We start from the raw sequence: 13,407 nt of genomic DNA, 5'->3' as shown, positions 1-13,407 counted from the left end.
AGCTGGTCGCCCTGATTCGCGTTCATTCGCGGCAAAAAATAATTCCAATTGGAAAATAATGCAAAATGGTATAGTTTGGCGTTGCAGCGGACAGCTTTGCCGCAGGTGAGCTTGAATGTTGGGTTTGTTACTCCACAAGACCTAGAAGAGAGATAAAATGATTTCCAACGACAACTTGTCATTTACGGCTATAATCGAACAGGATGAAGATGGTTATTTTGTTGCTACGGTTCCATCACTAAAAAGTTGCCACACGCAGGCAAAAACTTTGGAAGAGTTATATCCAAGAATTCAAGAGGTTATCGAATTATGTCTTGAAGAAGAGCAACCGATAAATATGAAATTAATAGGCATCCAACAGATTCAAATCAGCGGAGCAAAATTGACTGGAAATTTAAAGGGAAATTTTGATTGCAGAAACATTCCTATTAATGACATCGGCTTATAGCTCCCCCTTAAAGGCCCGGTCGAGGATGGCGGGGAGCAGGGCGTCGAGTTGCAGGCCAGCCGATTCGCGGTCCTGTTTGGCGATAGCCAACTGTTCGGTGGTTGTTTTGATCTTTTGTTGCCACCTGATGGGGGGTAGCCAGATTTCATCCGAGAGTAAGACATCCTCCTTTAACCGGATTCGCCGATTACCTGCTCCTCCGCCAATCCCAGTGACTTTTCGCTTAATCGCTTCCCAGACTACCGGAGTTGAAAAATAGGCCAGCATAAACTCCGGTAATATCCTGTCAGTTACACATGCAAACGCGGGAAATTCGTTTGAAACATGATGTTGGTCATAGTCCTTGCCAATGATGGCGAAAGCCCCCTCATAGGCGTTGAGACGCCCATAGATGAATTGTCCCTCACGCACTCGGTAGAGCTTCGATGCCTTGATCTCATCACCGGACAGCGGAGCCTTTTTAAATAAGCCCTTGGCGAAGCTGTAGATGCCGAAATGCGGGTACTCTTTTCCAGGCTCGACCTCCACGGGATCGAATACCTGGGTGAGCACCTCGCCTAGAGCCACGCGCTTCCAACCTTGTGCCAGCTTTTCATCATCGGTGAGGTCATTCCGATGAGCCATTGCCACCAGCAGGGAATCCATGTCGGTCCGGATTGCCTGTCGCAGTTGCCTGGCCTGGTCGATCTTCGCGGCCAGGGATTCGATCTTGGCGACAATACGGCGTTGTTCGTCGAGGGAAGGTAACTCAATCTCGATCTCAGCAAAGCGATTTTCCTTCAAGCGAACGCGGTTTGTCGTTCCCTCGCTCGCCTTCTTGCACACATCTACGAATCTCTGGGTCTTGCTCAACCACCCGAGAAAATCGGCACTCAAGCGATCCAGATTTGGCGTGAAGACAGGAAAATCGTTGGTAACTACTGCGCCATCCAATTCTTTGGGAATTACTCCGAAGGCGCCATGCCTTGCATCGATCCGCGAAACGATAAATTGGCCAGGTGTAACCTGGAGACGTCGCAACGAGCTAATCTCCGAACCCAATTTGATCCCTCGTAGGGAAACACCTCGCCCCCAAAGTCGAACCGTAACTTCTTTGTATTCTGTATCCGGGGCGATCGGTATCCACGACTCGGACTTTGTGAGGATATCTCCGATACTGACAGTAGACCAAACAGCCATTAAGGCGTAACCCCAGCCAATCGCCTTCCAATCTCTTCCATAACCCCCATCACCCTTCGCTCCTTCTCCAGCATATCGGCGATCAGCTCTTCCGGTGGCCGGTGCTCCAGTGATTCCAGGCTGTTGGGGTTTTTGATATCGAGATTGGCCGAGAGCAGCTTGCCTGTTTGGTCATATTTCAAGACATCGGCGGCGCGGATCTTCCAGGCCTGAGCGTTCTCCGCGCGCCGGTTCCACCAGGCCAGGCAGGCGTCGAATTCGGTGTATTCCATGGGCTTGGTCTTGGTGTATTTCTTGCGCCCTTCCGGCGGCGGAATCTGGTGGAACCAGATGTCGCCGGTGGGACCGGAGCGGTCGAAGAAGAGCAGGTTGGCGGGGATGTCGGTGTAGGGGGCAAAGACGCCTTCAGGCAGGCGCACGATGGTGTGCAGGTTGTAATGCTTGAGCAAGTCTTCCTTGACGCGGGCGGCGATGCCGTCGGCGAACAGGGTGCCGTTGGGCACGACCACGGCGGCGCGTCCGCCCTGGTCCGATCCTGGCCCCGGCCGTTTGAGTTTGCGCATGATAAGTTGCAGGAATAAGAGCGCGGTTTCGGCGGTCCGCAGGTCTTCGGGGAAGTTGCCGAGGATGCCTTTTTCCTCCTCGCCGCCGAAGGGCGGATTGGTGAGGATCAGGTCCACCCGGTCCCGGTCGCCGATTTCGCGCAATGGAAAGCGCAGGCTGTTTTGGGGATCGATGCGGGGGTATTCCAGCCCGTGCAACAAGAGGTTCATCTGGACCAGCAAGTAGGGCAGGGGCTTGGCCTCGCCGCCGTAGAGGCTGTTGTTTTGCAGGGTCGCGCGGTCTTCGACGGTACGGCACTGCGGTTCCAGGTGGCGCATGGCCTCGACCAGAAAGCCGCCGGTGCCGCAGGCGGGGTCGAGGATGGTCTCGCCCAGCCTGGGGTCGGTCACCTCTACCATGAAGCGCACCACCGGGCGCGGGGTGTAGAACTCGCCGGAGTCACCCGCCGCGTCGCGCATTTCGCGCAGCATGGTCTCGTAGAGGCGGCTCAGGGTGTGCATCTCTTCCGATGAATTGAAGTGGATGCCGTCGATCTTATCGATCACATCGCGCAGCAGGTAACCGTTGAGCATGCGGTTTTGCAGGCCCATAAAAACGGTGGCGATGACGTCGCGGCGGTCGCCGCCGGCGGCCCCTTGCAGGTTGCGCAGGTAGGCGAACAGGCCGGGGCCTTCACGACCGTCGGGCAGGATGGCTCGCTCCTGGTTGATGAAGGCGATCAGCTCGTCGCCGGTGATGCCGCCCTCCGCCGCCGCCCAGTCGCGCCAGCGGTAAGGTGGCTCGATGGCGGATCGGAAGGTCTTGCCCTCTAAAACGGCCTCGGTCTCGCGTCGCTGCTCCAGGTCGTCGAGGAATTTGAGGAACATTACCCAGGTAAGGATCGGCAGCCGGTCCAGCTCGCCGGAGAGGCCCTTGTCCTTGCGCATGGTCTGGCGGGCGGATTTGACGATGCCGGCCAGTTGTTGGGCCGTGGTCATGGGTGGTTCGGCTGTTTTTTTTCTTGGCATGGCGTCGACTGCCGGCGCTGCGCTCGATCAAGTGCGGGCGAACTCTGTTGCGAATAGCGGCTTGATCTTCGTACGAAAGCGTTTACCGAAAAGTTTATGGTTATTCGATTCTCGCCGCAGACGCCCGGCGATAATCTCTGGAGCGATGTTTAACTGGCCGGCAAGGGCCACCACGGAAGGAATGTCGGCGGGTTTTCGCTCCCCCCAGCGTGCTTGTGGAATGAGTACGTCTTGGGCCAGCATATCGGCCTCACGCTCGACTCGATTATTGTCTTCGACATCCAGGTCATCGATAAACCAAGCGGCATCGCCGTCCAGATGGAGGGCGATATGAGCCAATTCGTGCATCAAAGTGAACCAAAAGTTATCGAGCCGATCATGCCGCAAGGTGAATGCGATCACCGGGTTACCGTCAGCATTTTTACAAACGGCCCCGTCGAGGTAGGTGCGCGGTAGATGGGGCTCAGTAACGAGATGAATACCATGGCGGTTGAGATATTCCCTGGCGATCAATGGACCTTGGGAGGACCACGACTCGCGCGCCAACCTGACCATGAATTCCTGATTCACCGTGCCGATTTTGTACCTCGTAGGCAAGGGGGTGGCCTGGGCCTTTTGCAGGACGCGAATCTGCCAGATGCAAAGGGCGTACGAATCCATCTCCTTGTCGTTGGGGCGCAGGTGGGCGCTGGTGCGCAGCAGGGCCGGACGCAAGGAAGGGCCGCCCGGGACACTGTCCAGAAAGCGGCTCAGGTGTTCGGCGGCATATTCTTTCAATTCTTGGAGAGATCCCGAGAAGCTGTCGAAGTAACCCCGGTTGCGCATCTCGGCAAGAGGGAAAGCCTGCCAGTCGATATCGGATTCATTGGCGGATCTCTGGTTCGGCTCACGGATGAGGACATCAGCGGAGAGGCCAAGACCGCTGCTGAGTTTGCGAATCATATTCAAACTCAGCGGTCGTTTGCGATTGAGGACCTCGGAAACCCTGGAGGTCGAACCGATATATTGCGTGAGATCGTTTCGGGTTAAGCCCATTTGGTCCATGCGAAATTGAATGGCTTCGACCGGGTCCGGCGGTTCGATGGGATACCGTTCACGCTCGTAATGTTCGACAAGCAATGCCAGGAGGTCCAGTTCATCCGCCTCCGCAGTACCGGCTACCGGATCTTTGTCCATCAGTTGCATCAGGCGCTCGAGTGCCTGCTGATGCTCCTGATCGGTTTTGATGATTTTTGCCCGGTTCATGGTATGCACCCGATCAAAAGCGTTGCTTGTTGTATTCGGCGTGGGTTCCGACCCATTCGACAACCGCAATGCCACTTCGATAGCGTACTTTCGTCACCAGGCGGTAGTGATTGCCTTTGATATTGAAGATGACTCGGTTGCCGGCGAGGAAGTCGACGCTGCGATAGCGGTTCTTGATGTCCTGTGGCATGGTCCAGTCGCTACGCTCGGCCTCGTCGAACCATGCCTCCAGCGCGTCCTTTGCATCGGCGTGTCGTTGCCAGAAGGCTGCCAACTTGTCTCGCCCGAGAACCTTCATTGTAGACTGGAATATCCCAATTTAGGAATAAATTTTTCAATTCCCATATTGGTATTGGGGAGGCACTGAGAAAAGGGTTTTTCTGCCGGTCCCAAGCTCATTAGAGTTGTTCCCTTTGCAACATACTTTAAAATCAGTATGTTACGAGAACCATTTGGCGCCTAACCCTTTGTTTTCTGGTTAACAACCATCGTGTCGGCCTCATGTTCTAATATAACCGATTGATTTTTAAAGACTCGCATCGGGAACAACTCTATTGTTGGTATAGCAGCATTTGCAGCCTGTCCATCGCCTGTTTCATCCGGGGCGCGCCGCCAAAGAGCTCGGCGATTTCCATGACATTGCCGCGCTCGGAGATGGGCGGTACTTGCAGGGCATCGGGGATGCTGAACTGGCTGGGACCGAAGTCGGTGTATTTGTCGAGCAGCGCGGTAAGGATGGCCCGCGCCTCCGGTCCGTATTGATCGAAGAAATCGGGCCGATTTTTGCGCAGATAGTTGGCGCGCTCTTGCCTGGTCCGAAGCGGCGTATCGAAGGCGAGATGGCAGAGCAGGTCGAGGGGGTCGGCATCGGGCCGCCCGGTCGCCTCGGCCAACTCCTCGAAGGCGATACCGCGCGCTTCCAGTTCCAGCATCACTTCTTCGCGCTCGAGGGGATCGGCCCAGCGGTTTTGCAGTTCGTCGGCCGAGGTAAACAGGGTGCGGACCTTTTCCCCGGCATAGTCGGTGAATTGCACGACGCGGAGCTGATGGCCTTGCGCGTCCAGTTCATAGACCAGGTGGGCAAGGATCTCGATGTGCCCGCCGTCCACATAGAATTTGCGCGGTTCTCCCGGTGGTGGGGGAGCGGCGATTATTTTCCCTCCTCCTTCTTTCCCTTCATCTTCACCTTCATAGTCCGGTGGCGGTGGCTCTTGGATGTCGTCATCTTCCGGTCCTATTTCATGCCCTTCGCCGTCGATGGCGATCTCTTCCTCGATTTCCGGGCAGCCGTCGAAATCGGGATCGGCGAAGTTCCGAGTCGCGGAGCCGGTGTAGTCGAGGATGTTGAACCAGGTCTTGCCGTAGTCTTCGCAGATGCGGGTGCCGCGCCCGATGATCTGCTTGAACTCGGTCATGGAGTTGACGACTCGGACCAGCACGATGTTTTTGCAGGTGGGCGCGTTCACGCCGGTGGTCAAGAGTTGCGAGGTGGTGAGAATGACCGGGCTGGTGGTCTCCAATTCCTGAAAGCGGCTCAGGTGCCTGGTGCCGGTCCTGCCCTCTTCCGAGGTAACGCGGGCCACATAGTCCGGGTGCCTGCGGACCAGATCGGCGTTGCGGTTGTTCAGGGCGCGGCGCATCTCGTCGGCGTGTTCCTGATCGACGCAAAACACGATGGTCTTGGCGAAGCGGTCCGTGCGTCCCATGAACTCGGCAAGGTGGCCGGCAAGGTGGCGGGCAATGGCCTGGGTACGGGCGCGCAAGGCGATGGCGCGCTCGAAATCTTTGGTGTGATATTCCTCGTCGGGGATTTCCCGGCCGTAGCGGTCCACTTCGCCCTTGCCGGGTCGCCATCCGGTGGCGTCTACCTGGGTCACGACCCGGTGGACCCGGTAGGGGGCGAGGAAACCGTCATCGATCCCCTGGCGCAGGCTGTAGGTATAGAGTGGGTTGCCGAAGTATTCGTAGGTGTCGCGGTTGTCCTCGAGCAACGGCGTGGCGGTCATGCCCAACTGGTAGGCAGGCTCGAACCATTCAAGGATTTCCCGCCAATTGCTGCCGTCACGGGCACTGCCCCGGTGGCACTCGTCCACGATGATGAGATCGAAGAACCCCTGCGGGTATTCGCGATAGAGACCGGGACGGCGGGAGTCCTCGGCGATGGCCTGGTAGATGGCGAAGTACATCTCCCGGCTCTTGATCGCTTCGCCTTCGATCTTGTGGCGGGCATCGCCGAAGGGGGCAAAGGTCTTGTCCTTGGGATCGTCGACCAACAGGTTGCGGTCGGCCAGGAACAGGATGCGCGGCTTGCGGTATGCGCCGGTGCGGTTCCAGCGGGCATTCCATAGCTTCCAGCTGATCTGAAACGCTACCAGGGTCTTGCCGGTGCCGGTGGCCATGGTCAGCAGATTACGGCGTTTGCCTTGCAGGATGGCCTGCACGGCCCGGTTGATGGCGATTTCCTGGTAATAGCGCGGGGGGTTGTCGGGGACGGGGTGATAGGGGGTCAGTAGTTTGTCCGCGATCCTGTCCTCCAGCCCTTGACCGGCCTTCAATCTGGAGAATAGTTCCGCCGGCGATGGGTAGGCCGCCAGCTCGGTTTCTCGTCCGGTCAGGTAGTCGAATTCGATGATTCGGTGACCGTTGGTGGCATAGGCGAATTTCAGCCCGAGGATTTCGGCGTATTCCTTGGCCTGCTGCAAACCTTTACCGGGCGGGTCGGATTCGGGCTTGGCCTCGACCACGGCCAGCGGAAAATCGCGGGTATAGCGCAGGAGGTAATCGGCCCGTTTCCGGTCCCGGCGGCGGACGACACTGCCCCGCACCTCGACCCGCCCGTCGGTGAAGGTCTGCTGTTCGGTGATGGAATGCGGATACTGCTCCCAGCCCACCGCCCTGAGCTTGGGGGTTACATGGGCCCGGCAGGTATCCGCTTCATTCAATGTGGAATCCACTACCGGAGGTCATCTTAAGTTTGCTTGGGAACCGCGTCGACCGGGGGCTGGGCCTGATCCACTTTCAGCCCCTTGCCGTGCAATTCTCCGTCCTCGGTCCGGACGCGGACACTCAAGGTACAAGGTCCATCAAATCGCATCGGGGAGAAAGTAGCCGTAACTTGATTTGCCAGAATGCCCATTTTTCTTTGTTCTATCGTCAGGTCTTTGGCCGAGTCGGAAAGGGCCGTTAATTGTGCCTCATCGGAGGCGATCTCCTGCACGATTTCTGTATCCTTCAAAATACGCAGATTAAGAGAACGGAATGGCTCCTCGGCAGGCGTTACGATATTTACGAACAGGCACAGCTTGGGAAGCGTGACCGGAAACGCGGGAACCAATAATTCTCCCGAATAGACCCCGATAAAGGAGAGCTTTCCGCCCATCTCGTGGCGGATGTCATCACAAAAGAGGGTCTCGACGTAGCGCGTAATCATTTCCGTTGCGCCTGGGCGATGGCTTCCTGACGTTTGAGCGCCTGGTCCAGGGTATTCAGGTCGATGCCTAAGGCCCTGGAGAGCTTGCGGCAGGTCTCGATGGTCAGATTCTCCGTACCTCGCTCGATACGGGCGATATGGGATTGGCTGGTCCTCAGCTCCGCCGCCAGACGGGCTTGCGACCATCCTTTGCGCAACCGCAGGGTACGCACCGTGTCACCATCCTCGCCATAGAAGGTGTCGGCGACCCAACGCCTGCCCTCTTCCAGGGCGGCACGGCGCTGGCCGTCCTGCTCCCACTTGCCCACCAATTGACTGATGGCCGTGTGTTTAGCGGGGACCTGGGGCTGGAACGCAGTGTAGTCCTCGAAAATAAAGACCTGGCACTGGATACGGCTGGTCGCTTCGACTGTCGTGCCAGGCGGAGCGAAGACCTTCTCAAAGCGCCTGATAGGCGCAGAGGATGCGCCGGCTGATCGGGTGGCTTGCATCATAGTTGAACTCCCTCGGCGCTATGGCCAATACGTGGTAGTGCTGCCTCCGTGGCTCGAAGGCGTAGACGACGCGATAGCGAAGTCCCTTGGCTTCCAGATCCCATAGCTTCAAATGCCACAAATCCTGCCCCTTTCGCCAGTGCGCTTGCCACTTGCTGACGTGAAAATCTGCCGACCGATGAGCGCCGTAGTCGTGCTGGGTCAGGCGGTCCAGCAAGTCGGGGTCGCCTTCCAGTTGCGCCAAGAGGGCCAGGATTCGGGCCGCCGCCTGAGGTTCCTCCTTCCAGAGGGCCTCCAGGTCGGCCTCGGCATCATCGTGTACGAACAGGGCAATCAATATATCTACCTAGATATAAGCTGGTCAATACTAGTACCTCATTTCGCTTGATATTGCGGGTAGAGTCGCTTGAGCTTGTGCGAGCTTTCTCACCCACAATGCTAAGAGGCTGTCTAAAATTAAGATACTGATTTTAGGGCATAAAATCTGTAAATTTCGCGCTCGTTCCCACGCTGGAGAGACTGTGAAAGAATTCGCCCTTGGTGGTGGCGAGGGTAAGCTCCCGGTCGAGTTCGATCCGAGAGGTTGAGATTGATGGCGAGAGGTTACAAGCCAGGCGTCGCCCGTGCCCAGGCCGCACGCCTGCCCGCCTGGCTTGAAGACTAGGTGAGCGAAACCAACCCCGGGCAATCGACGCTTATGTTGCACGCTTCGATTTACGCGTTGGGGTTTACCATGCGACGGTGAGCTCACGCCCGGTCAGCCGGCGTCTGATCCGGCGGTGCTGCCTGCTTTATGTTTACGACGATCTCAACTGGGTGCGCAGCCCCGGCGTCTGGGCGAGTGCCGGCGCAACCTGGAGTTGATCTGGCTGCGGGAGGGATTAGTCCCGAGAGCTACCTGCACCAGCTGAGCGCCTCTGACGCGGTCAACGGGAGTTGCGGGCGCCAACCGTGATTCCCCATCAAAAAGCCGTGCCAAGAGCTGGAGCTGCTGGGCGCAGAAACGGCGATCGTGGCATTGACGGCTGGTTTTTTCAATGCCAGCGCCAGTGACGCCAGCATCAATGACGCAAAGAAGGCCGAAGCTGAACTGGAAGCAGATCGAGCGGTGATCTGACGCTGACCCTGCTTGGATGCCAACGACGCGCAGGAAAACCAGGCCGGCGACCGGTTGGGTGAAGACCCCACGCTGGCGAGCAAGTTGGAGGAACTCAAGACGCGCCAGGCCCGCCAGCAGGCGCAACGCAAACAGCTTGAGGAGCGTGGTGAGACCCAGCGCTCCCGTACCGACCCTGATGCGCGGGCCTTGAACAAGCAACCAGCCTGTGACGGGCTACAAGGTGCAACGTTGCGTTGACGACAAACACCAGCTCATCATGCATTACCAGGTCACCAACGCCGGCAATGATCAGAACCAGCTCAGAGGCTGTCTAAAAACTAACCTATTGATTTTCTATTGGCATTGATTTTCGGCTGGCTCCCCACGCTGGGGAGCGTGGGGAGCCAGCCGAAAACCAGAGCGGCACAAACCGAAAATGGATCCGAGCATCGGGTTGCGTTACACCGCGTTCGATGCCGTGCCGGTCCGGGCGCGGTCCTGGGTTATTTGGCGCTGTTTGGGAGACCGGACGTGTTGGGTTACGGCGCGTTCAGCCCTGTCACTGTGCTTCAGGATCGAACCGCGCGCCTAACCCAACCTACACTTAACGCAAGGCCGCGCGGGCCGGCAGCGCGGGGGTAATCTGGATGTAGGTTGTGTTAAGACGCCGGTACGGGCCTGGCCGTCGATCAACGAGCCTTTGGGCGTCGCAACGCAACACGTCAAACCCTGCCCCGACGCAGGAGGGATCTTTCCCCAAAACCGAATCATTCAGGATTGCTACTCCAAGGGCGGCGCGGCCTCGGGCGCCGGCAGGCGTTCGAGCCAGCGCGCGTTGCCCTGGTTGATGATCCTGACCACTGCCTTGGAAGAGATGGTGGCGCCCGTGATGGCGTTGATCTGGTTGGCCGCCGCCTTGGTGCCCTGCTTGACGGCCAGGATCCGGGGGTCGATGGCCAGGTCCCAGAAACCGGCGACGAAATCGGCGTCCTTGTAGATCTTGTCCCCCAGCCCGGGGGTCTCGCGACTCTCCAGGATCTCCATGCCGACCACTCGGCGGGCGGCGGGCAGATAGCCGTAAATGAGGCGGATGGTGTCCTGAAAGCCGGGGCCTGCGTTGGGGATGGCATAGCCCAGGAGTCGGCCCTGGGCGTCGTAGCCGCCGAACAGGGCCTCTTCGTCCTGATCCTCCGCTTCCTTGACCAACAGCCGTCCCTCCCGATAGACCAGGCGCTGCATGTGGGTGGTGCCGGGCAGCACCTTGAACACCGCCTGGCGCAGGACCTTGGCCTGGTAGGCAACGATGGTGGGCCGAGTGGCCTCGAATACGGAGACGATGATGAGTCCGGACAGCAGGCCCGCTAGCCCTAAGGTCGCAACCAGCCGGGTAGAGCCGGGCTCCCGGAGCGATCGGTCTTGGTTGCTGCTCACGGGGTCTTGATCCCTTTGCCGAAGACCCGGGGCTGGGTGTAACGGTCGATGAGGGGGGTGGCGGCATTCATCAGCAGGATGGCGTACATGACCCCCTCGGGGAAGCCGCCGAAGACCCGGATCAGGACCACTAGTAGCCCCACACCTACCCCGAATATCCAGGCGCCCTTAGGGGTGATGGGGGAGGTGACCGGATCCGTGGCCATATAGATGGCCCCGAGCAGCAGGCCGCCGGAGAACAGGGAGAACAGCGGATCGGGGTAGCCGGCCGGATCGATCAGGAAGAGGACCAGCGAGAAGGCGGCTACCGAGAGCAGGATGCTGGTCGGGATCCGCCAATCCAGGTCCCGACGCAGTACCAGGTAGATGCCGCCGAGGACCAGCAACAGACCACTGGTCTCGCCGATGCAGCCGCTGGTCTTGCCGATCACCAGGTCCCACAGGGGCGTAGACTGGCCCTCGAACTTCATGGTCCCCAGGGGCGTCGCTGCGCTCATACCGTCATAGGTCGCCTGCAGGAAAGGGGCGGCGAGAATGGAGGCCTGGACAGCGAAGAAATCCCCGGTGTGGGCGTTCCAGGTGGTCATGGCCACGGGGAAGGTAGCGAGCAGAAAGGCCCGTCCCACCAGTGCCGGATTGAACAGGTTGTAGCCCAAGCCGCCCCAGATCAGCTTGCCCAGACCGATGCTCACCACCCCGCCGAGGAAGGCCATCCACAAGGGCAACCCCGGGGGCAGGCTGAGGCCGAGCAGGAGTCCGGTGATCAGACCGCTGCCATCGAGCAGCTTGGCCCGGCGCTGCCCGGACGGGGAAAAGACCCACTCGGTCAGCACGGCCCCGGCGATGCCGGCGCTCACAATCAGCAGGGCACCTAGGCCGAAGAACCAGACCCCGGCCAGGGTCGCCGGTGCCAGGGCGAAGGCCACATCCCCCATGGCCTTGGCAGTGGTCAAGGGCTGCTTGAGCAGGGGCGCCGGCTGGACCAGCAGCTTGGGGTCCTGGAGCTTCAACTCGATCTCACTTATGGCTGCGGGGTATGCACTGCGTGGTGGGGGCCGGAGAGAACTCCCCTCCCAGCTATCCGGCTGAGAATTCTATACAATTGAAAGCAAAGACGCATCAGACAATTTGTTCGCTACTACAAACCGTCAAGCGTCCAGATCCAACAAAGAAAATCCCTGTAATTTAATCTCATAATCGGGGTACTGTTGTCGGATTTTTTGGGCTTTTTTATCCAGCAGGTTGAGATTAATCTTTGAAACCTGTCGTTTAACTTCGGCGACGAGGATGGTTTTATCAGACTCGTTGACAGCCACGATATCAATTTCGTTTTGATTGTTCTTTTCCCAGTATCGACCTATTTGAGTAAATTCATGGCTCGCAATGAGTTGCTCAATGAACATTATGAGCCAATGGAAATTGCTCGCAACGAACCATCACATAGGGCCTTCTCGTGTCCAAGGTGGATAACAATCCGGAACGGCGCCTGGTCCTGATCACCGGTGCCAGCCGCGGTATCGGGCAGGCGCTGAGTCTCAAGCTGTTGGACGCGGGGGACCGGGTTATCGGCATCGGGCGGGATTTCTCGCACTGGTCCCTCCCCCGGGCCGGCTTCGAGGCGGTTACGGTCGATCTGGCGGATCTGGATACGCTGCCGCAGCGGCTTTCCCAGGTTGCCGGGGATCACCGCCCCTGGGTTGACAATGGGTTGGACGCGGTCATATCCAATGCGGGTGCTGGCCGTTTCGGTCACCTGGAACAGTCCTCGCCGCACCAGATCCGCGCATCCGTAGATCTCAATCTGACCCAACATATTCTGGTTGCGCGGTCCTTTCTACCTCTGCTCAAGCGGCGGGGGCGGGGCGACCTGATCTTCATGGGTTCGGAGACCGCCTTGTCGGGCGGCATCAAAGGCGCCGTCTATAGCGCCTGCAAATCCGCACTGCGTGGGCTCGCGCACTCCCTACGTCAGGAATGCGCTGCTGCTGGCGTGCGGGTCGGCATCGTCAACCCAGGTTTGGTGAGGACCAGCTTCTTCGAGGGGCTTGCCTTCCGCCCCGGCGAGGCCTCCGAAAATGCCATCGCGCCGGACGCCGTCGCCGATGCGATCATCGCCATGCTCGACGCACCCCCCGGGACCGTGGTGGACGAGATCAACCTGTCGCCCCTCAAGAAGGTCATCCGCTTTGGCCCTCCCACAGTGCAATCCTGAATATTTGGCGTTGTTTGGGGGGAAAGATCCGTCCTGCGTCGGGACAAGTTTGTAGTGGTAAATTTCTAACTGATAGCATAGTTGATAGTCCCAAAAGAATTGAGTCCGCCCAGCCGCGCAGCAACCCAACCTACCCTCTACCATTAACGATTCACCACTACCGATATTTTTATTTAACGTGCAGGCATCCTGTAAATCCTGAGTAATCCTGTCTATTAAGGTTTCGCGACAAATCATTCAGGACCGCGCCAATGACCGGCATTGCCATTGGGTTCGACCCCATGGGTTGCCCGCCGTG

The 13,407-nt window shown here is 58.4% G+C and carries 14 protein-coding genes; 3 read left to right on the top strand and 11 right to left on the bottom strand.

From position 1 onward, the window contains the following. Positions 1-157: 157 nt before the first annotated feature. The gene (locus tag E1958_RS01580) at positions 158-448 is read left to right on the top strand and encodes a type II toxin-antitoxin system HicB family antitoxin (protein WP_133510308.1); all 291 of its coding nucleotides are present in this window, start codon (positions 158-160) and stop codon (positions 446-448) included. On the opposite strand, the gene E1958_RS01575 is transcribed toward E1958_RS01580, so the two are convergent. The 8 genes from E1958_RS01575 to E1958_RS01540 form a co-directional block, all read right to left on the bottom strand. Then, on the bottom strand, positions 443-1,627 hold the full coding sequence (locus tag E1958_RS01575) for a restriction endonuclease subunit S (RefSeq protein WP_133510307.1): 1,185 nt from the start codon (positions 1,625-1,627) through the stop codon (positions 443-445). The two genes, E1958_RS01580 and E1958_RS01575, sit on opposite strands and share 6 nt — an antisense overlap. Next, complete coding sequence (locus E1958_RS01570) at positions 1,627-3,168, bottom strand: class I SAM-dependent DNA methyltransferase (RefSeq protein ID WP_133510306.1); 1,542 nt, start codon at positions 3,166-3,168, stop codon at positions 1,627-1,629. The genes E1958_RS01575 and E1958_RS01570 overlap by 1 nt, the downstream gene beginning before the upstream one ends. A gap of 57 nt (positions 3,169-3,225) precedes the next feature. Continuing rightward, positions 3,226-4,443: an ImmA/IrrE family metallo-endopeptidase gene (locus tag E1958_RS01565; RefSeq protein WP_133510305.1), complete on the bottom strand. Its 1,218-nt coding sequence runs from the start codon at positions 4,441-4,443 to the stop codon at positions 3,226-3,228. Between the two features lie 13 nt (positions 4,444-4,456). Then, positions 4,457-4,741, bottom strand: a complete 285-nt coding sequence (locus E1958_RS01560) for a type II toxin-antitoxin system HigB family toxin (RefSeq protein WP_133510304.1) — start codon at positions 4,739-4,741, stop codon at positions 4,457-4,459. A 253-nt stretch (positions 4,742-4,994) separates the two neighbouring features. Beyond that, positions 4,995-7,385: an EcoAI/FtnUII family type I restriction enzme subunit R gene (hsdR, locus tag E1958_RS01555; protein ID WP_133510303.1), complete on the bottom strand. Its 2,391-nt coding sequence runs from the start codon at positions 7,383-7,385 to the stop codon at positions 4,995-4,997. Between the two features lie 26 nt (positions 7,386-7,411). Beyond that, positions 7,412-7,873, bottom strand: coding sequence for a DUF6941 family protein (locus E1958_RS01550; RefSeq protein WP_133510302.1), 462 nt, complete (start codon positions 7,871-7,873; stop codon positions 7,412-7,414). Continuing rightward, on the bottom strand, positions 7,870-8,367 hold the full coding sequence (locus E1958_RS01545; protein WP_133510301.1) for a helix-turn-helix domain-containing protein: 498 nt from the start codon (positions 8,365-8,367) through the stop codon (positions 7,870-7,872). Before E1958_RS01545 ends, E1958_RS01550 begins: the two co-directional genes overlap by 4 nt. Further along, the gene (locus tag E1958_RS01540; RefSeq protein ID WP_133510300.1) at positions 8,312-8,704 is read right to left on the bottom strand and encodes a hypothetical protein; all 393 of its coding nucleotides are present in this window, start codon (positions 8,702-8,704) and stop codon (positions 8,312-8,314) included. The genes E1958_RS01545 and E1958_RS01540 overlap by 56 nt, the downstream gene beginning before the upstream one ends. A 792-nt stretch (positions 8,705-9,496) precedes the next feature. Here E1958_RS01540 and E1958_RS01535 point away from each other — a divergent pair. Further along, positions 9,497-9,724 carry a hypothetical protein gene (locus E1958_RS01535; RefSeq protein WP_133510299.1) on the top strand — a complete coding sequence of 76 codons (228 nt, stop codon included), beginning with the start codon at positions 9,497-9,499 and terminating at the stop codon, positions 9,722-9,724. A 522-nt stretch (positions 9,725-10,246) separates the two neighbouring features. On the opposite strand, the gene E1958_RS01530 is transcribed toward E1958_RS01535, so the two are convergent. The 3 genes from E1958_RS01530 to E1958_RS01520 form a co-directional block, all read right to left on the bottom strand. After that, positions 10,247-10,897: an RnfABCDGE type electron transport complex subunit G gene (locus E1958_RS01530; RefSeq protein WP_133510298.1), complete on the bottom strand. Its 651-nt coding sequence runs from the start codon at positions 10,895-10,897 to the stop codon at positions 10,247-10,249. Further along, entirely contained in the window at positions 10,894-11,907 is a 1,014-nt protein-coding gene (locus E1958_RS01525) for an RnfABCDGE type electron transport complex subunit D (protein ID WP_133510297.1), read from the bottom strand. Before E1958_RS01525 ends, E1958_RS01530 begins: the two co-directional genes overlap by 4 nt. 138 nt (positions 11,908-12,045) lie before the next feature. Then, complete coding sequence (locus tag E1958_RS01520) at positions 12,046-12,300, bottom strand: DUF234 domain-containing protein (protein ID WP_133510296.1); 255 nt, start codon at positions 12,298-12,300, stop codon at positions 12,046-12,048. Positions 12,301-12,350: 50 nt separating this feature from the next. Here E1958_RS01520 and E1958_RS01515 point away from each other — a divergent pair, with 50 nt between their 5' ends. Further along, entirely contained in the window at positions 12,351-13,109 is a 759-nt protein-coding gene (locus E1958_RS01515; RefSeq protein WP_207787913.1) for an SDR family oxidoreductase, read from the top strand. Positions 13,110-13,407 lie beyond the last annotated feature (298 nt).

Origin of the sequence: Candidatus Thiosymbion oneisti, from assembly GCF_004359955.1 — a bacterium.
GTDB lineage: Bacteria > Pseudomonadota > Gammaproteobacteria > Chromatiales > Chromatiaceae > Thiosymbion > Thiosymbion oneisti.
Note: the sequence above shows the minus strand (reverse complement) of the source record. Positions and strands in the feature narration are given on the sequence as shown.

What these genes read in the sequence shown, in the direction of transcription:
- E1958_RS01545 (WP_133510301.1), bottom strand. Translation starts at nt 8,367, where the DNA reads ATGATGCAAGCCACCCGATCAGCCGGCGCATCCTCTGCGCCTATCAGG.
- E1958_RS01580 (WP_133510308.1), top strand. Translation starts at nt 158, where the DNA reads ATGATTTCCAACGACAACTTGTCATTTACGGCTATAATCGAACAGGAT.
- E1958_RS01560 (WP_133510304.1), bottom strand. Translation starts at nt 4,741, where the DNA reads ATGAAGGTTCTCGGGCGAGACAAGTTGGCAGCCTTCTGGCAACGACAC.
- E1958_RS01570 (WP_133510306.1), bottom strand. Translation starts at nt 3,168, where the DNA reads ATGACCACGGCCCAACAACTGGCCGGCATCGTCAAATCCGCCCGCCAG.
- E1958_RS01520 (WP_133510296.1), bottom strand. Translation starts at nt 12,300, where the DNA reads ATGTTCATTGAGCAACTCATTGCGAGCCATGAATTTACTCAAATAGGT.
- E1958_RS01565 (WP_133510305.1), bottom strand. Translation starts at nt 4,443, where the DNA reads ATGAACCGGGCAAAAATCATCAAAACCGATCAGGAGCATCAGCAGGCA.
- E1958_RS01575 (WP_133510307.1), bottom strand. Translation starts at nt 1,627, where the DNA reads ATGGCTGTTTGGTCTACTGTCAGTATCGGAGATATCCTCACAAAGTCC.
- E1958_RS01550 (WP_133510302.1), bottom strand. Translation starts at nt 7,873, where the DNA reads ATGATTACGCGCTACGTCGAGACCCTCTTTTGTGATGACATCCGCCAC.